Consider the following 17,391-nt stretch of genomic DNA (forward strand, 5'->3'; position numbering starts at 1 on the left):
CTGAGTCTGCGCGCGCGGCGGCGTTATTCTCGCCTGCCAGTGCGCGCCACGTATCCGGGAGGACGACCGCAGATGGACCCGCTCAGGCCGGAGGACCCGCGGACGATCGGCTCGTACCGGCTGCTCGGCAGACTCGGCGAGGGCGGGATGGGTCAGGTGTACGCGGCCCGTTCGGCCCGCGGGCGCACGGTCGCCGTGAAGCGGGTCCAGCCCGCGCTGGCCCGCGAGCCCGAGTTCCGCACCCGTTTCGCCCAGGAGATCGCCGTCGCGCGGCGGGTCGGCGGCCGGTGGACCGCGCCGGTGCTGGACGCCGACACCGAGGCCGAGGCGCCCTGGGTGGCCACCGGCTACATCGCGGGGCCCACGCTGCACCGCGTGGTGGCGGAGGACTACGGGCCGCTGCCCGAGTCCTCGGTCCGCTTCCTGGCCGCGGGGTTGGTGCAGGCGCTGCGCGACATCCACCGGACCGGGCTGGTGCACCGCGACCTCAAACCGGGCAACGTCATGATCACCATCGACGGCCCGCGGGTCATCGACTTCGGCATCGCCCGCGCCCTGGACGTGGTCACGGGCGGCGGGCTCACCCGCACCGGGGCGGTGATCGGCTCGCCCGGCTTCATGTCCCCCGAGCAGGTGCTCGGGCAGCGGGTCACGCAGGCGGGCGACGTCTTCTGCCTCGGCTCGGTGCTGGCCTACGCCGCCACCGGGCAGCTGCCGTTCGCCCCCGGCGGGAGCGGCGCGCACGCGGTGATGTTCCACATCGTGGAGAAGGACCCCGAGCTCGACGTGGTGCCCGCGGGGCTGCGCGAGCTGATCGCCGACTGCCTGCGCAAGGCGCCGGAGGACCGACCCACCGTCGCGGAACTGCTCCAACGAACGTCCGAGGACGCGACGCCCGCCGGGCCCTGGCTGCCCGCCGAGGTGCTGGCCCAGCTGGGACAGCAGGCCATCGCCCTGCTGGACAGCGAGGACATGGAGGCAGAGGCGGAGGCGGATTCCGTGTCGGCCGGGTACCCGCCGACGGCGCGGTCCGCGTCGCCCGCGCAGGACCCGCGGCGGGCGGGGGCGTCGCCGGCGGACGAACGGGACGCGCCGGCCGGGGCAGCCGCCTCGGGTGGCGGGCGGGCCGACGCCTCCTCGGGCGAACGGGACTCGCGGTACGCCGCGACCGCGCCGGCCGTTGGCGGCCGGCAGCACGCGGGTGCCGTGCCGGCGGCGCCACACGGCCCGGGCCCGGAGGACCGGGGCGCGGCGTCCCCCACCGAGGTGGCGCGGCAGCCCACGCGGGCGGCCGGAGCACCCGGCGCCGCCACCGGGGACAGGGCGACGGCCAGCCTCCGGCCGCGTTCCGGGGCCTCCCTCGGGACGACGCCCGCCCGTGGGCTGAACGGGCTGTCGATCGCGGCCTGCCTGCTGCTGGGCGCCGCCCTGCTGTTCGCCATGATCAGTCTGGACAGGATCGCCGACCTCTACGTCCAGCTCGGCAACTGGCGGGGGACGGGCGAATGGGCCGACGGAACGGGGGAGGTGGCCGACTGGGAGAACACCACCTCCTCCCTGGCCACCTCCTACAACCTGCTGCTCCTGGTCAGCGCCCCGGTGTGGGCGGTGTGGTTCTGGCGGCTGTGCCAGAACGCCGAGCGGCTCGCCCCGGGACGCATCAGGTACGGCGCCGGCATGGGTGCCGCGTGCTGGTTCATCCCGGTCGGCCTGCTGTTCCTGCCCAAGCAGATGGCCAACGACGTCTGGCGCGCCTCGGGTGGCACGCCGGAGCCGCCGCGGCACGCGTTGAACGCCTGGTGGTGGTGCTGGCTGACGCATCTCGTCTGTCTGGTGCCCCTCTTCGTCTGCTGGGAGTACTGGGACACGACGGACTCGCTGCGGGAGGCCCGCATGGTCACCGTGGCCGGCGCCGCGCTGCACCTGCCGCTCCTGGCTGCCGCGATCACCGGCATCGTCTTCGTGCGCCGGATCACCGTGTTGCAACGCGCGGCGCTGGCCGCCGCCGGCGGCGGGGCCGGGACCCCTCCCCGGCCTGCCGTGGTCGACTGACGGGGCACCGTCCGGTCCGCACCACTCGCAACGCACGGGAGTTCGCGCACATGGAAGCCCTGAGGCCACAGGACCCGCACCGGATCGGCCCGTACCGGCTGCTGGCCAGGCTCGGCGAGGGCGGCATGGGGACCGTCTACCTGGCCCGTTCCACCCGGGCCCGTACGGTCGCCGTGAAGACCATCAAGCCGGAGCTGGCCAGCGCCCCCGACTTCCGGCGGCGCTTCTCCCGGGAGATCATCGCGGCGCGGCGGGTCGGCGGGCGGTGGACCGCGCCGGTGCTGGACGCCGACACCGAGGCCGAGACCCCCTGGGTCGCCACCGGCTACATCGCGGGGCCCTCGCTCTACCAGGTGGTGTCGCACGACCACGGCCCGCTGCCGGAGCGCAGCGTGCTGCTGCTGGCCGCCGGTATGGCCCAGGCGCTGAAGGCGATCCACGACGCGGGGCTGGTGCACCGCGACCTCAAACCGTCCAACGTGCTGATCACCGTGGACGGCCCGCGGGTCATCGACTTCGGCATCGCCCGCGCCCTGGAGGCCGCCGCCGGCGAGGGCATCACCCGGGCCGGCGCCGCGCTGGGCTCGCCGGGCTTCATGTCCCCCGAACAGGTGCGCGGCCAGCGGCTGACCCCGGCCAGCGACGTCTTCGGCCTCGGCTCGCTGCTCGCCTACGCGGCCACCGGGCGCACCCCCTACGGCAAGCTCGACACCTCCCCGCACCTGCTGTCGTACCGCACCGTCGAGGAGCCGCCCGACCTGACCGGGGTGCCCGAGGGGCTGCGCACGCTGATCTCCGACTGCATGGCCAGGAGCGCCGCGCAGCGCCCGCCGCTGGAGCGGCTGCTGGCGTACCCGCCGCCGGGCCCGGGCACCGGACCCTGGCTGCCCGCCGAGGTGCTGGCCCGGCTGGGCCGGGACGCCGCCTCGCTGCTGGACTCCGAGAACCCGCGGACCCTGGCGGCCGCGCCGGCGCGGCGGGAGCCCGCGGGCGGCCAGGAACCCGGACCGCCGGCGCCCGGGGGAGCGTCCCCGGCCGGTGGGGTGCCGGCGCTGCCCGCGCCACCCCCGTCGCCGTCTCCGTTCGCGGCCGCGCCCACGCCCGGCGCGCCCACGCACGCGCCGACCCCGCCGGCGGCGTCCGGCGGCGGTTCGGGGATGGGGACGCCGCCCAGGGTTCCCGTCCCGAAGGAGGAGCTCCCGTTCCACACGCCGTACGTGTCCCGTCCTGCCCGGTCCCGCCGCCTGCTGCTGGGGCTGGCGGCCGGGGTGGCGCTCGCGGTGCTGGGCGTCGTCGGGGCGGTGGCGCTCACCGGCGGCGACGAGGAGGAGTCCGGCGACTCCGCGAACGGCGGGCAGTCCGCCGGCGACTCGGCGGCGGACGGCGCCGCGGTAGCCGACGGCTATCTCGGCGCCTGGCAGGGCGAGTACGGCTCCCAGGGCGAGACCGGCTGGAAGGCCCTGTGGTTCGAGATCCGCCAGGGCGAGCAGGGCGGGAGCGTGGGCACGGCCGTCGTCAGCTACATGGACGCGACGTGCGTGTACGACCTGACGATGCAGTCCTTCGACGAAGGGCTGCGCTTCACCGAGGTCGCCGACTACAGCGTGCCGGAGGCCGAGATCCAGGAGCTCTGCCGCGGCGGCGGCACCGTCCAGTCCCTCATGCTGCAGGACGACGGCGACCTCCTGTGGACCAGCGCCGACCAGCAGGCGGTGCTCCAGCCGGCCGGCGAGGGCGGCCAGGACGTGGTCCCCGAGTCGCTGGTGGACTCCTGGTACGACGAATTCTCCACCGACGAGGTGGAGAACGGCATCGACGACGTCACCATCGCCCAGGGCGCGGTCGGCGACACGGTGCTGCGGTGGGACTGGGTCGAGGACGAGATGAGCTGCCTGACCGAGGCCCGGCTGGCCCAGGTGGACGGGGACCGCATCCTGCTGGCGCCCGGCGAACTGGACCCGGCGGAGAGCGACGAGGACTGCTTCGGGTGGAGCACCGCCTGGGCGTGGACCGACTCGCAGGGCGTGCTGTACATCCAGTGGACCGACGAGCCGTACGAGGACCCGTACGAGATCTTCCACGACCGGTGACGGCGCCGGTGACGGCGCCTCGGACGCATGACGTTTGAACGGTCAACTTCCTGTGCCGGTGCGGCAGACGGAGGTACAGGATCGTGACAGAGGAGAGACCGGCAACGGACTCGCGTGGTCCACTGTGGGACGCGACCCCTATCCTCGGTCACGCAAACAACGTTCGAACGGGGGAGTCAGTCCCACATGGAACCGCTAGCACCGCATGACCCGCACCGGATCGGCCCGTACCGGCTGCTGGCCAGACTCGGTGAGGGCGGCATGGGCACCGTCTACCTGGCCCGTTCGGACCGTGGGCGCACCGTCGCCGTCAAGACCATCATCGGCACGCTGGCCAGCGAGCCCGACTTCCGGCGGCGCTTCGCGCAGGAGATCACCGCCGCGCAGCGGGTCGGTGGCGAGTGGACCGCCCCGGTGCTCGACGCGGACACCCAGGCGGCCACGCCCTGGGTCGCCACCGGTTACATCGCGGGTCCCTCGCTGCACCAGGTGGTGTCGCACGACCACGGCCCGCTGCCCGAGCGCAGCGTGCTGCTGCTGGCCGGCGGCCTGGCCCAGGCGCTGAAGGCGATCCACGGCGCCGGCCTGGTGCACCGCGACCTCAAGCCGTCCAACGTGCTGATCACCATCGACGGCCCGAAGGTCATCGACTTCGGCATCGCCCGCGCCCTGGAGGCCAATCCGGGCGAGGGCCTGACCCGCACCGGTGCCACCGTCGGCTCCCCCGGTTTCATGTCGCCCGAGCAGGTGCGCGGCCAGCGGCTGACCCCGGCCAGCGACGTCTTCTGTCTGGGCTCGCTGCTGGCCTTCGCGGCCACCGGCCGGACACCGTTCGGCGCCCTCGACTCGGGCGTGCACGTGCTGATGTTCCGCATAGCCGAGGAGCTGCCCGACCTGGCGGGGGTCCCCGAGGGTTTGCAGCAGCTCATATCCAGCTGCCTGGCCAAGGAACCGACGCAGCGGCCCACGGTCGAGCAGCTGTTGCAGTTCCCCGCGCCGAGCGGCGGCGCCGGCGAGCCCTGGCTGCCCGGCGGGCTGGTGGCCCAGCTGGGCCGGGAGGCCGTCTCGCTGCTCGACTCGGAGAGCCCGGAGAGCCGCACCGACACCCCGGCGGTGCAGGCCCCGCCGTCCTACCCGAACCAGCCGAGCCACACCTCGCCGCCCACCCCCGCGCCCTCCCCGTACAACCAGCCGCCGACGGCGTCGTACCAGACCCCGCAGCCGCAGCCCCAGCCGCAGCAGGCGATGCACACCCCGGCCCCGCCGGGATTCGGCTCGCCGTCGCCGTACGGCGGCGCGCCCCAGCAGCCCACGCCGTACGGGAGCGGGCCCTACGGCACGCCGCCCCCGGGCGGCCAGCGGCCCAACAGCAAGCAGCCGATGTACATCGGGCTCGCGATCGTCGCGGTGCTCGCCGTCATCGGCGTGATCGCCGTGGTGGCGCTGTCCGGCGGCGGTGACGACGACAAGCCGTCCGACGACAACACGACTCCGGTGGCCGACGACACCCCGATCGACGACGGCTATCTCGGCACCTGGTGGGGCGAGTACGGGACCGCGGGCGAGGACGGCTGGAAGGCCCTGTGGTTCGAGGTCCGGCAGGGCCAGGAGGGCGAGTCCGTCGGCACCGCCACCGTCACCTACCACGACGCGATGTGCGTGTACGACGTGCAGCTCGACTCCTTCGAGAACAAGCTGAACTTCACCCAGGTCGCCGACCACAGCATCCCGGAGAACGAGGCTCAGGAGACCTGCCGGGACAACACCACCGTCCAGTCGCTCAAGCTCCAGGAGAACGGCGCGATGCAGTGGAGCGGCGACGGCCAGCAGGCGACGCTGCAGGCGGCCGGCGACTCCGGCCAGGACGTGGTGCCCGAGACGCTCGTCGGCGACTGGTACGACGAGTACACGATCGATGGCGAGGTCGAGTACGGGCTCGACGAGGTCACCGTGGAGCAGGCTGCGGTCGGCGAGCACGTGCTCCGCTGGTCGTGGACGAGCGATCCGGTCGGCGACGACCCGCAGATCACCTGCGTCACGGAGAACGAGTTGGCCGGGGTGGACGGGGACCGGATCCTGCTCTCCCCCGACATCCTGGTCGCGGACGAGAGCGACCCGTCCTGCGTCGCGCAGAGCAGCGTGTGGGTGTGGACGGAGACCCAGGCCGGCGACACCACGCTGAACTTCCAGTGGACGAACAACCTGGACGACGATCCGTACCTGGTCTTCGACGACCTCGGCGCCCACTGAGGGTCCCTAACGATTCGGTGTTGGCCGCGTCACGACTTCGCACGGCGGTCAACCCGAAGGCCCTGGCGGGAACCGATTACGGTTCGGCCTCTGTCCTCCCGAGTGTCTACGGGCGCCCGTATTCTCATGAGGCTTACCGGAGCGAAGAGGAGTAACACAGCATGAAACCGCTCGGGCCGACGGATCCCCAACGCGTGGGCCAATACCGGCTGCTGGGGAAACTTGGTGCCGGCGGGATGGGCAGCGTGTATCTCGCGCGCTCCGACCGCGGGCGCACCGTCGCAGTGAAGCTCGTCCAGCCGGAGCTCGCTCGCCAACCGGAGTTCCGGCGTCGCTTCCAGCAGGAGGTCGACGCCGCGCGCCGGATCGGCGGTGAGTTCACCGCCCCGGTGCTGGGCGGCGACACCGAGGCCGAGACGCCGTGGGTGGCCACCGGGTACGTGGCCGGACCCTCGCTGCACGAGGTCGTCACCACCACCTACGGCAACCTGCCGGCACGGACGTTGCGGATCCTGGCCAACGGTCTGGTCAAGGCGCTGCGCGACATCCACGGCGCCGGCGTGGTGCACCGCGACCTCAAGCCGTCCAACGTGCTGATCACCATCGACGGCCCGAAGGTCATCGACTTCGGCATCGCCCGCGCCCTGGAGGCGACCGCCGGCGAGGGCCTGACCCGGACCGGCGCGGCCGTCGGCTCCCCCGGGTTCATGTCGCCCGAGCAGTGCCGCGGCGAGACCGTGACGGCCGCCAGCGACATCTTCTGCCTCGGCTCGGTGATCACCTTCGCGGCCACCGGGCGCACCCCGTTCGGGGACGCCAACAGCCCGATGACCGCGCTGATGCTGGCCATCGTGCAGGGCGAGCAGGATCTGTCCGGGGTGCCGGAGAACCTGCGCGGCCTGGTGGAGAGCTGCCTGGCACAGGACCCGGCGCACCGGCCCTCGTTGGACCAGCTGCTGCGCTGGACCGAGGCGCCGATGGACGACGACGCCTCCGAGCCGTGGCTGCCCGGCGCGCTGATCGCCACCCTGGGCCGGCACGCCATCGAGCTGCTCGACTCCGAGGACCCGCTGCAGGCGCCGCCGTTGCCGTCGTCGCAGCCGCCGCCGGCGATGCCCGCGACCCCGCCGCCGGTCACCCCGCTGCCGGGTGCCGCGAGCCCGCCGCCGAGCGCGCCGAACTACCAGGCGACGCAGTTCGCGCCCAGCACGCCCCCGCCGGGCGCCCACGGCACCCCGCCGCCCAGTCCGGCGCCGCCCGGGAACTCCGGCGTCGACTACGCGCAGACCATGACCTCCGCGTCGCCGCCGCCCGGGTACGGCACGCCGCCGCCGGCCGGTTACGGCTACCCGCAGGGCACGCCGCAGGGCGGCTACGGCTACCCGCAGCAGGGCGCGCCCGGGACCCCGACGCCCGGCTACGGCGCGCCCAGCACGCCGCACGGCCACGCGGTGAACACGCCGTACCAGATGCACGCCCCGGTCGGCCCCGGCGGCCCCGGTCACGGCGCCCCGGGCAACAACCAGAAGAAGACCATCTACATCGTGGCCGCCGCCGCGGTGGTCGCGGTCGCGCTGATCGTCGGCCTGGTCGTCGCCCTGGGCGGCGGGGACGAGGAGGACGACCCGGAGGCCGGCAGTGGCGGCACCGGATCCTCCGGCGAGCCCACCGACGAGCCGACGGACGAGCCCACCGACGAGCCGCTGCCGACGGCGGACCCGAACGCCTCGGTGCCGTACGAGCTGGTCGGGGCCTGGGAGGCCGAGTTCACCGACAGCGAGGGCAACGCGATATTCCGCCGGATGGAGATCACCGAGGGCTCCGGGGGCCAGCCGGTCGCCACGACCTGGAACGTGTATCCCGACGCGATGTGCGTCGGCGCCGGTAACCTGCTGACCTCCGACGGCTCGACGACCATCACCATCAGCAGCGAGATCACCAGGACCGTGCCGTCCAGCGACTCGTGCGAGGCCTACGGCGAGCAGACCCTGACGCTGAGCGGCGGTTCGGTGCAGTGGAGCAACGCCGACGGCGACTCGGCCCTGCTGGCGTCGTCGCCCGCCCAGCCGGGCTCGGACGCCATGCCCTACGGGTTCGGCGAGTACACCGCCACCACCGCGGACGGCGTCGCCCTGGACATCGTGGTCGAGACCATCGCGGCCGTAGGCGAGTTGGCCGTCACCTACACGGACTCGGCGTCCGGCTGCACGTGGGAGGCCGAGATGGTCACCGGTGACGTGGCCGGCGACCGGTTCATCGCCAGTCCCGGCGAGGTGACCGTTGGCAGCTGCGATCCGCTGCCGGCCTACGAGGTGCGGAACTACTACGACGACGACTACACCGAGCGGCTGGACTTCACCCGGCTCGACGAGGACACCCCGTCGTTCACCACCGACTGATCCGCGGAGCGTGACGGGCGGCCCGGCCGCCCGTCACGCCCGACGGGTCGGCGGACGGGTCACAGGAACGGCCTGACCTGGATGGTCTCCTCGCGGCCCGGGCCCACGCCGATGGCGGAGACCGGGGCGCCGGAGAGGTCCTCGACGGCGCGGACGTACGCCTGGGCGTTGGCCGGCAGGTCCTCGAAGCGGCGGGCCTTGGAGATGTCCTCGCTCCAGCCCGGCAGGTACTCGTAGACCGGCTCGGCGTGGTGGAAGTCGCTCTGGCTGTACGGCATCTCGGTCATCTGCCGGCCCTCGACCGAATAGGCCACGCAGACCGGGACGCGTTCGAAGCCGGTCAGCACGTCCAGCTTGGTGAGGAAGAAGTCGGTCAGCCCGTTGATCCGGGTCGCGTAGCGGGCGATCACCGCGTCGAACCAGCCGCAGCGGCGGTCCCGGCCGGTGGTGACGCCCACCTCGCCGCCCACCGTGCGCAGGCGCTGGCCGTCGGCGTCGTGCAGCTCGGTCGGGAAGGGTCCCGCGCCGACCCGGGTGGTGTACGCCTTGAGGATGCCGATCACCCGGCTGATCCGGGTCGGCCCGACGCCCGAGCCGGTGCAGGCGCCGCCGGCGGTCGGGTTGGACGAGGTGACGAACGGATAGCTGCCGTGGTCCACGTCGAGCAGCGTGCCCTGGCCGCCCTCGAAGACCACCACCTTCTCCTCGTCGATGGCCTGGTTGAGCACCAGCGCGGTGTCGCAGACGAACGGCGCCAGCCGGTCCGCGAAGCCGAGCAGCTCCTCGACGACGGCCTCGGCGGCGATGGCCCGCCGGTTGTAGAGCTTGGCCAGCAGCTGGTTCTTGAGGTCGAGGGCCGCGTCGACCTTCTGCCGCAGGATCGACTCGTCGAAGAGGTCCTGCACCCTGATGCCCTGCCGGTTCACCTTGTCCGCGTAGGCGGGCCCGATGCCCCGGCCCGTGGTGCCGATGCGCCGCTTGCCGAGGAACCGCTCCGAGACCTTGTCCAGGGTCTGGTGGTAGGACGTGATGAGATGGGCGTTACCGCTGATCAGCAGCCGGGAGGTGTCGACGCCGCGCGCCTGCAGGCCGTCCAGCTCGGCGAACAGCACGGACAGGTCGACCACCACGCCGTTGCCGATGACCGGCGTGCAGGTCGGGGAGAGTATTCCGGAAGGCAAGAGGTGCAGCGCGTACTTCTGGTCGCCGACGACCACGGTGTGGCCCGCGTTGTTGCCACCCTGGTAGCGCACCACGTAGTCCACCGAACCGCCCAGCAGATCGGTGGCCTTGCCCTTGCCCTCGTCACCCCACTGGGCGCCGAGCAGCACAAGTGCGGGCACAGGCGTACACCCCTTTCGAGCGGGGAAGCTACGTGAGTGCTGCCCCGGATCGACGAAACCCCTGGCGCAATCGCGACAGGGGCTCTTGCACAGAGAGCTTACGGGACACGCAGCCGGGAGGCGAACAGGTGCTCATCGTGATCGACCCGACGGCCCGGCGCACGGACGGTGAGTCGGTTCGGATCGCCAGAGACGTACTGTGCGCGGGTGCGACCGATGCCACGGTGTGCCTACTCGACCGGCCCCAGGCGCTGGCCCAGGCGCTGCGTCGCCGGGTCGGGCGCGGCCGGCGCGTGGTGATCGTCGGGGACGACCGGGCGCTGCTGCGCGCGGTCCGGGTGCTGCATCTGCACGGCCGGCTCGCCGCGAGCCCGCTGGCGGTGGTGCCGGTGGGTCCTGGGCCCTCGGTGGCGGTGGCCAGCGCGCTGGGGGTGCCGACCGACGCGGTGGCCGCCTCGCGCGCGGTGCTGACCGGCACCGACCAACGCCTCGACCTGCTGACCGACGACACCGGCGGCGTGGTGCTCGGCGCGCTCGGCATCCCGGCCCCGCCGGCGCGGATGTGGTGGCCCACCGTGCACCGGCCGCGGCGACGGCTGCGGGTGGAGGCCGACGGCCGGGTGCTGGCCGACGTGGACCGGCCGGTCTCCGGGGTGTCGGTGCGCGCGGCGGGCGGGCTGGCCGAGGTGGTGGTGCGGCCCTGCCCGGACGACGCCGACGTGACGGCGCGGGCCACGTCGGTCACCGTCTCGGGCCCGGCGTTCAACTACCGGGCCAACGCGGTGACCCAGGGCCCGACCCGCACCCGCACCTGGACCGTGAGCCCCGACGCGCTGTGGCTCACCGTGCCCTTCGCTCCTCCGAGGTAGCGGCCTGGTGCGCGCGCCAGCGGTCCAGCAGACCGGCCAGCTCGCCGTCGAGGAACTCGATGAACTCCTCCATCTCCGCCAGCCGGTGGTGCGCGGCGGAGCCCTCGGGCACCACACCGAGGCCCGCCTGGAGGGTCTGCGACCAGCGCTTCAACATCACGTCGCGGCTCATCAGCGACTCGTACCAGGCGTTCTGGTACAGCCGGTACCGCTCCCGCCGGGAGCCGGGCTGGCGCTCCCGGCTGAGCAGGTGGACCTGCGCGAGGTAGCGCACGGCGCCGGACACCGCGGCCGGTGAGACCTGGAGGCGGCGGGCCAGCTCGGCGGCGGTGAGCGCGTCCTCCTCGGAGACCATCAGACAGGCGAAGGCTCGGGCGCCCATCCGCTGCATGCCGGCCTCCACGAGGTCGGACGCCAGCCGCTCCATGAAGGTCGCGACCTCGGGCCCGAGCTCGCCTGCCGGCTCCGCTGAGGGACGTGGATCGATCACGGAGCCATCCTCCCACTTCCCCCCGGGACCATATTCTTGGCACTATCTTAACTTCACACTTTTCTGAAAGTACAGTACGCTCGCGGCCATGACCAAGGCAACCAACGACGCCATCGCCGTCCAGGGGCTCGTGAAGACCTTCGGCCAGACCCGCGCCCTGGACGGCCTCGACCTGGAGGTGGCGGCCGGCGAGGTGCACGGGTTCCTCGGGCCCAACGGCGCCGGCAAGTCCACCACCATCCGCGTGCTGCTCGGCCTGCAGCGCGCGGACTCCGGCAGCGTGCGGATGCTCGGCGGGGACCCCTGGGCCGACGCGGTCCGGCTGCACAGACGGCTCGCGTACGTGCCGGGCGACGTCGAACTGTGGCCCAACCTCACCGGCGGCGAGGCCATCGACCTGCTCGCCCGGCTGCGCGGCGGCCTGGACCCGGCCCGCCGCGCGGAGCTCATCGAGCGGTTCGACCTCGACCCGTCCAAGAAGGGCCGCACCTACTCCAAGGGCAACCGGCAGAAGGTGGCGATCGTCGCCGCCCTCGCCTCGGACGCGGAGCTGCTGCTGCTCGACGAGCCCACCGCGGGCCTGGACCCGCTGATGGAGGTCGTCTTCCAGGACGTCATCAACCAGGCGAAGGCGGACGGCAAGACGGTGCTGCTGTCCAGCCACATCCTGGCCCAGGTGGAGAAGCTCTGCGACCGGATCAGCATCATCCGGCTCGGCCGCGTCGTGCAGTCCGGGACGTTGCAGGACATGCGCCACCTCACCCGCACCACCATCGAGGCCGAGACGAACGAGCCGGCCACCGGGCTCGCCGACCTGCCGGGCGTGCACGACGTCAGCGAGCGGCACGGCGCCGTGCACTTCACCGTCGACGGCAACCACCTCGACGGCGCGGTGCGCCACCTCACCCGCTTCGGCATCCGCAGTCTGGTCAGCCACCCGCCCACGCTGGAGGAGCTGATGCTGCGGCACTACGGCGACGAGCTCAGCGCCAACGGCCACCCCGTCGACCAGACGGCCGGAGCGACCCGATGACCACCGCCACCGCCACCCCCGTCGCGGTCTCCCGCGACACCGCCCGCGGGCGCGGCAACGCGCTCGCCGGCACCGGCACCCTCGTGCGGTTCGCGCTGCGCCGCGACCGGATCCGGCTGCCCGTCTGGCTCGCCGCCCTGGTCTTCACCACCGTCTCCTCGGTCTCCAGCTTCGAGTCCACGTACGCCGACCCCCAGGACCGCCGGGACATCGCGCGCACCATGGACAGCCCGGCCGGCCTCGCGATGACCGGACCCGAGCACTACCTCGACGGCGGATACGACTTCGGCGCGATGACGGGCCACCAGATGCTCGGCTTCATGGGCATCTTCATCGGCCTGATGAGCGTGCTCACCCTCGTCAGGCACACCAGGAACGAGGAGGAGACCGGCCGTGCCGAGCTGCTGCGCGCCGGTGTGGTCGGCCGGCACTCCCACCTGGCGTCGGCGCTCGTCGTGGTCTGCGGCGCCAACCTGCTGCTCGGCCTGCTGCTGTGGGGCAGCCTCGGCTCCATGGGCCTGGCGGGGATGGACAGCACGGGCTCGCTGCTCTACGGCGCCGCCAACGCCGCCATCGGCATCACCTTCGCCGGCATCGCGGCCGTCACCGTGCAGATCACCACGTTCTCCCGGGGCGCCTCCGGCATGGCGCTGGGCGCCATCGGCATCGCCTACGCGCTGCGCGCCACCGGCGACGTGGGCGCCGACTTCCTGTCCTGGCTGTCGCCGATCGGCTGGATCCAGCGCACCTACGTCTACCTCGACGACCGCTGGTGGCCGCTGTTGCTGAACCTCGCGCTGGCCCTGCTGACCGCCGCGGCCGGGTTCGCGCTGAGCACCCGCAGGGACGTGGGGTCCGGGCTGCGCCCGCCGCGCCCGGGGCGGCCCACGGCCACCGACGCGCTCGCCCGGCCGGTGGGCTTCGCGGTCCGGCTGCACCGCGGCGTGCTGTTCGGCTTCGCCGCCGGGCTGCTGCTGTTCGGGCTGATGTACGGCTCGATCCTGGGCGACGCCGAGGAGATGATCGAGGACATCGACTCGCTCCAGAAGAGCATCGCCGAGCTCGGCGGCTCCTCGGTCGCCGAGTCCTTCGGCTCCGTGGTGATGAGCATCCTGGCGATCATCGCCGCCTCGTACGTGGTGATGGCGACGCTGCGGCCGCGGGCCGAGGAGACCGGCGGCCGGGCCGAACCGGTGCTCGCCACCGGCGTCTCCCGGGACCGCTGGCTCGGCAGCCACGTGGTCGTGGCGCTGGTCGGTGGCACCCTGGTGATGCTGCTCGGCGGCCTCGCCTTCGGCGTCTCGGGGGCGGCCTCGGCCGGCGAGAGCGACCTGTTGTGGAAGCTGACCGGCGCCTCGCTGGCCTACGCGCCGGCGCTGTGGCTCACCGCCGGCATCGCGGTGCTGCTGTTCGGCTGGTGGCCGCGGGCCGCCGCCGCTGCCTGGGCCGTGCCCGCCTACTCGTTCCTGACGGTCTATCTGGGCGAGATCATCGAGATGCCGGACTGGCTGGCCAACCTGTCCCCCATCGGGCACGTGCCGCAGCTCCCGGCCGCGGACCTGGACCTGGTGCCGCTCGCGGTGCTGACAGTGCTGGCCGCCGGCTCGATCTGGTGCGGCCTCCTCGGCTTCCGGAGGCGGGACCTGGAGTCCAAGTAGCACCTCGGGCCCACGACCGCCCGGCCGTCCCCGGCCTCGTGCCTCGCTCACGGGACGGCCGGGCGTCGTCGTCCCGAACGGCCCAGCGAGACACCCGCTGGGACGCACTCCGGGTGCGCGCGCGGTGACGCGTTGTTGTTATGGGTGACGATCCTCCCCCAGGGCCCCGCGGCCCTGGGGGAGTGCCGCCGACGCCCCGGAGGTCATCAGTCCCATGAAGAAGTCCCCGCGCTCAAGATCTCTGTGCCGGCTGACGGCCGCCTCCGCCCTGCTCGCCCTCGGCATCGCCGGTCCCGCGACCGCGGCCCGGGCCGTGCCGGCCGACGACACGCCCGCGCCACTCGTCGTCTCGCCGAGCGCCGCGGGCGCGGGGAGCGCGGTCACCGTGCGGGCGGCCTGTCTGCCCAGCGGCCCCGCGCGCTCCGAGGCGTTCGAGGAGAACGTCGCGCTCCGGCAGCACGACGACGGGACCTGGTCGGGCGTCGGACGGCTGCGGGCCAGCGGGCTGCAGATCGGCCGGGCCTATCCGGTCACCGTGCTGTGCGCCGACGGCGTCACCCTGAGCGCCACCCTGTCCACCACCGCCGGCACCCCGGACGACTACCTCCCGGGCCACCCAGGACCAGGCGCCGCCGCGGCCGGCTTCGGCGACGACACCACGGGCGGCGACACCCAGGCGACGGCGCTGGCCGTGGGCGGCGGCGTGGCGGTGGCCGGCGCCGTCGCCTATCTCCTCCTCGCCCGGCGCCGACGCGCCCAGCACCGCTACTTCTGAGGAGGCCGGCGTGCCCGTCACCCCCCGGCGCCGCCGGGCGACCAACGGCGCGGCCACCACCGCGCCCCGGAGCCGGCAGCGGCGGCACGCGGTGCGCAGCCGCCGCCTGGAACTGGCCGCCGCCGCCGTCGCCAGCATCGCGGGCCTGTGGGTCGGCCTGTGCGGCCCGACCGACGCGGCCGACGAGCCCGGCACCGCCGTGCTGACGGGCCCTCCGGAGCATCCCTAGGTCGTGCGGGGCGTCCGGGGCATCCGGGTCGTCCGGCTCCTAGGACAGCTGCTCCGCCGCGGTCGGCGAGCTCTCCCGCAGGAAGGTGGTGCAGCGCTCGTACTCCTCCTGCTCACCGATGGCCTGGGCGGCCCTGGCCAGGGCGTGCAGCGCGCGCAGGAAGCCGCGGTTCGGCTGGTGCTCGAACGGGATCGGCCCGTGTCCGCGCCAGCCGTTCCGCCGCAGCGCGTCCAGGCCACGGTGGTACCCGGTGCGGGCGTAGGCGTACGACTCGACGGCGCGGCCCTGCGCGAACGCGTCGTCCGCCAGCTGCGCCCAGACCAGCGAGGAGGCCGGGTACTTCGCGGCCACCTCGGCCGGAGCCGTGCCGGCGTCGAGCAGCTGGCGCGGCTCCGGGTCGTCGGGCAGGTGGGTCGGGGCCGGACCCCCGAGCAGGTTCTCGTGTTGCGACATGGGGTCCAGTCTGCCGTCTCCGGCACGCCGTCCCCACGCTGCCCCACGACGGCCCACGCGGGCCGCACGAGGGTCCGGGTCAGCTCACTTGAGCCGGGTGCCGGTGGACCGCAGGTCGCCGCACGCCTGGGTGACCCGCTCGGCCATTCCGGCCTCGGCGAGCTTGCCCCAGCTGCGCGGGTCGTACGTCTTCTTGTCGCCGACCTCGCCGTCCACCTTCAGCACGCCGTCGTAGTTCCGGAACATGTGGTCGGCGACCGGCCGGGTGAACGCGTACTGGGTGTCGGTGTCCAGGTTCATCTTGACGACGCCGTTGCCCAGCGCGGTGCCGATCTCCTCGCGGGTCGAGCCGGAACCGCCGTGGAAGACGAAGTCGAACGGGTTCTGCTTGCCGTGCGCCTCGCCCACGCCGTCCTGGAGGTCCCGCAGCAGCTCGGGCCGCAGCACCACGTTGCCCGGCTTGTAGACGCCGTGCACGTTGCCGAACGAGGCGGCCAGCAGGTACCGGCCGCGCTCGCCGAGGCCCAGCGCCTCGGCCGTGCGCAGCGCGTCGTCGACCGTGGTGTACAGCTTGTCGTTGATCTCGTGGCTGACGCCGTCCTCCTCGCCGCCGGTCGGGGTGATCTCGACCTCGAGGATGATCCGGGCCGCGGCGGCCTTCTCCAGCAGCTCGCTGGCGATGTCCAGGTTGTCCTTCAGCGTCTCGGCCGAACCGTCCCACATGTGCGACTGGAACAGCGGGTTCTCGCCCCGGGCCACCCGCTCGGCGGAGATCGCCAGCAGCGGCCGGACATAGCCGTCGAGCTTGCCCTTCGGGCAGTGGTCGGTGTGCAGCGCGACGTTCACGGGGTACTTCTCGGCCACCACATGGGCGAACTCCGCGAGCGCCCGGGAGCCGCTGACCATGTCCTTCTGGTACTGGCCGCCGAGGAACTCCGCGCCGCCCGTGGAGATCTGCACGATGCCGTCGCTCTCCGCCTCGCTGAAGCCGCGCAGCGCGGCGTGCAGGGTCTGCGTCGAGGTGACGTTGATGGCGGGGTAGGCGAACTGGCCCGCCTTCGCCCGGTCGAGCATCTCGTTGTAGACCTCAGGGGTCGCGATGGGCATCTCCACTCCTTAGGGAGTCCACAGGGCTTCGGGGCGTCGGGACGTCATCGTCGGGCCCCATACTCCCAGACCAGCGAGACCCCGGTCAGCCGAGGCCCAGATCGGCCAGCCGATACGCCGGGAGGTAGGGCAGCCCGGCCTCCGCCACCGCGCCGGCGGCGCCGCGTTCCACCACCACCGCCACGGCCACCACCTCGGCGCCCGCCTCGCGCGCCGCGGCCACGGCGGTCAGCGGGGAGCCGCCGGTGGTGGAGGTGTCCTCGACCACCAGCACCCGGCGGCCCGCGATGTCGGGGCCCTCGATCCGGCGCTGCATGCCGTGCGCCTTCTGCTCCTTGCGCACGACGAAGGCGTCGAGCCGCCGGCCGCGCGCCGCGGCGGCGTGCAGCATCGCCGTGGCCACCGGATCGGCGCCGAGGGTGAGCCCGCCGACCGCGTCGTAGGCCAGCTCCGCGGTGGTGTCCAGCATCACCCGGCCGACCAGCGGCGCGGCCTCGGCGTCCAGCGTGACGCGGCGCAGATCGATGTAGTAGTCGGACTCCAGCCCCGAGGAGAGGGTCACCCGGCCGTGGATGACGGCCTTCTCCGTCAGCTGCCGCAGCAGCTCGTCGCGCGCGTCGCTCATGTGGCCGACCCTACGCGA

Annotated in this window: 14 protein-coding genes; 9 read left to right on the plus strand and 5 right to left on the minus strand. The window is 73.4% G+C overall.

Features of this window, described 5'->3' with window-relative positions; all coding sequences use genetic code 11:
- The first annotated feature begins 72 nt into the window (after window positions 1–72).
- The 4 genes from ABGB06_RS12940 to ABGB06_RS12955 all read left to right on the plus strand — a co-directional run bounded on the left by ABGB06_RS12940 (window position 73) and on the right by ABGB06_RS12955 (window position 8,791).
- On the plus strand, window positions 73–2,052 hold the full coding sequence (locus tag ABGB06_RS12940) for a protein kinase (RefSeq protein WP_347588549.1): 1,980 nt from the start codon (window positions 73–75) through the stop codon (window positions 2,050–2,052).
- A 50-nt stretch (window positions 2,053–2,102) separates the two neighbouring features.
- Window positions 2,103–4,142 carry a serine/threonine-protein kinase gene (locus tag ABGB06_RS12945; protein WP_347588551.1) on the plus strand — a complete coding sequence of 680 codons (2,040 nt, stop codon included), beginning with the start codon at window positions 2,103–2,105 and terminating at the stop codon, window positions 4,140–4,142.
- 186 nt (window positions 4,143–4,328) lie between these two features.
- The gene (locus ABGB06_RS12950; RefSeq protein ID WP_347588552.1) at window positions 4,329–6,392 is read left to right on the plus strand and encodes a serine/threonine-protein kinase; all 2,064 of its coding nucleotides are present in this window, start codon (window positions 4,329–4,331) and stop codon (window positions 6,390–6,392) included.
- A gap of 161 nt (window positions 6,393–6,553) precedes the next feature.
- Window positions 6,554–8,791 carry a serine/threonine-protein kinase gene (locus ABGB06_RS12955; RefSeq protein ID WP_347588553.1) on the plus strand — a complete coding sequence of 746 codons (2,238 nt, stop codon included), beginning with the start codon at window positions 6,554–6,556 and terminating at the stop codon, window positions 8,789–8,791.
- Between the two features lie 59 nt (window positions 8,792–8,850).
- Here the strand turns inward: ABGB06_RS12955 and ABGB06_RS12960 are convergent, their stop codons facing one another.
- Window positions 8,851–10,134 (minus strand): adenylosuccinate synthase, encoded by a 1,284-nt coding sequence (locus ABGB06_RS12960; RefSeq protein WP_347588554.1) that lies wholly within the window; start codon window positions 10,132–10,134, stop codon window positions 8,851–8,853.
- Between the two features lie 137 nt (window positions 10,135–10,271).
- Between ABGB06_RS12960 and ABGB06_RS12965 the strand changes: the two genes are divergently transcribed.
- A complete protein-coding gene (locus tag ABGB06_RS12965) occupies window positions 10,272–11,003 on the plus strand; it encodes a diacylglycerol kinase (RefSeq protein WP_347588556.1) in 732 nt (243 codons plus the stop codon).
- On the opposite strand, the gene ABGB06_RS12970 is transcribed toward ABGB06_RS12965, so the two are convergent.
- A complete protein-coding gene (locus tag ABGB06_RS12970) occupies window positions 10,975–11,493 on the minus strand; it encodes a MarR family transcriptional regulator (protein ID WP_347588558.1) in 519 nt (172 codons plus the stop codon). The genes ABGB06_RS12965 and ABGB06_RS12970 overlap by 29 nt on opposite strands.
- 88 nt (window positions 11,494–11,581) lie before the next feature.
- On the opposite strand from ABGB06_RS12970, the gene ABGB06_RS12975 reads away from it, so the two are divergent.
- From ABGB06_RS12975 to ABGB06_RS12990, 4 genes are all read left to right on the plus strand, one after another.
- Window positions 11,582–12,526 (plus strand): ABC transporter ATP-binding protein, encoded by a 945-nt coding sequence (locus ABGB06_RS12975; protein ID WP_347588560.1) that lies wholly within the window; start codon window positions 11,582–11,584, stop codon window positions 12,524–12,526.
- On the plus strand, window positions 12,523–14,184 hold the full coding sequence (locus ABGB06_RS12980; RefSeq protein ID WP_347588562.1) for an ABC transporter permease: 1,662 nt from the start codon (window positions 12,523–12,525) through the stop codon (window positions 14,182–14,184). Before ABGB06_RS12975 ends, ABGB06_RS12980 begins: the two co-directional genes overlap by 4 nt.
- A gap of 214 nt (window positions 14,185–14,398) precedes the next feature.
- Complete coding sequence (locus ABGB06_RS12985) at window positions 14,399–14,959, plus strand: LPXTG cell wall anchor domain-containing protein (protein WP_347588564.1); 561 nt, start codon at window positions 14,399–14,401, stop codon at window positions 14,957–14,959.
- A gap of 10 nt (window positions 14,960–14,969) precedes the next feature.
- Entirely contained in the window at window positions 14,970–15,188 is a 219-nt protein-coding gene (locus tag ABGB06_RS12990) for a hypothetical protein (RefSeq protein WP_347588566.1), read from the plus strand.
- A gap of 39 nt (window positions 15,189–15,227) precedes the next feature.
- On the opposite strand, the gene ABGB06_RS12995 is transcribed toward ABGB06_RS12990, so the two are convergent.
- From ABGB06_RS12995 to pyrE, 3 genes are all read right to left on the minus strand, one after another.
- Window positions 15,228–15,641 (minus strand): DUF3151 domain-containing protein, encoded by a 414-nt coding sequence (locus ABGB06_RS12995; RefSeq protein WP_347588568.1) that lies wholly within the window; start codon window positions 15,639–15,641, stop codon window positions 15,228–15,230.
- 84 nt (window positions 15,642–15,725) lie between these two features.
- Window positions 15,726–16,748, minus strand: coding sequence for a class II fructose-bisphosphate aldolase (gene fbaA, locus ABGB06_RS13000; protein WP_347588570.1), 1,023 nt, complete (start codon window positions 16,746–16,748; stop codon window positions 15,726–15,728).
- Window positions 16,749–16,833: 85 nt separating this feature from the next.
- Window positions 16,834–17,373, minus strand: a complete 540-nt coding sequence (gene pyrE, locus ABGB06_RS13005) for an orotate phosphoribosyltransferase (protein WP_347588572.1) — start codon at window positions 17,371–17,373, stop codon at window positions 16,834–16,836.
- Between the last annotated feature and the right edge of the window lie 18 nt (window positions 17,374–17,391).

The organism is Streptomyces sp. B6B3 (assembly GCF_039871525.1).
Classification (GTDB): Bacteria; Actinomycetota; Actinomycetes; order Streptomycetales; family Streptomycetaceae; genus Streptomyces.

Excerpts from the sequence above, each read along its gene's own strand:
- ABGB06_RS12975 (WP_347588560.1), top strand. The coding sequence starts at position 11,582 with ATGACCAAGGCAACCAACGACGCCATCGCCGTCCAGGGGCTCGTGAAG.
- ABGB06_RS12955 (WP_347588553.1), top strand. The coding sequence starts at position 6,554 with ATGAAACCGCTCGGGCCGACGGATCCCCAACGCGTGGGCCAATACCGG.
- ABGB06_RS12945 (WP_347588551.1), top strand. The coding sequence starts at position 2,103 with ATGGAAGCCCTGAGGCCACAGGACCCGCACCGGATCGGCCCGTACCGG.
- ABGB06_RS12985 (WP_347588564.1), top strand. The coding sequence starts at position 14,399 with ATGAAGAAGTCCCCGCGCTCAAGATCTCTGTGCCGGCTGACGGCCGCC.
- ABGB06_RS12940 (WP_347588549.1), top strand. The coding sequence starts at position 73 with ATGGACCCGCTCAGGCCGGAGGACCCGCGGACGATCGGCTCGTACCGG.
- ABGB06_RS12980 (WP_347588562.1), top strand. The coding sequence starts at position 12,523 with ATGACCACCGCCACCGCCACCCCCGTCGCGGTCTCCCGCGACACCGCC.
- pyrE (WP_347588572.1), bottom strand. The coding sequence starts at position 17,373 with ATGAGCGACGCGCGCGACGAGCTGCTGCGGCAGCTGACGGAGAAGGCC.
- ABGB06_RS12995 (WP_347588568.1), bottom strand. The coding sequence starts at position 15,641 with ATGTCGCAACACGAGAACCTGCTCGGGGGTCCGGCCCCGACCCACCTG.
- ABGB06_RS12950 (WP_347588552.1), top strand. The coding sequence starts at position 4,329 with ATGGAACCGCTAGCACCGCATGACCCGCACCGGATCGGCCCGTACCGG.
- fbaA (WP_347588570.1), bottom strand. The coding sequence starts at position 16,748 with ATGCCCATCGCGACCCCTGAGGTCTACAACGAGATGCTCGACCGGGCG.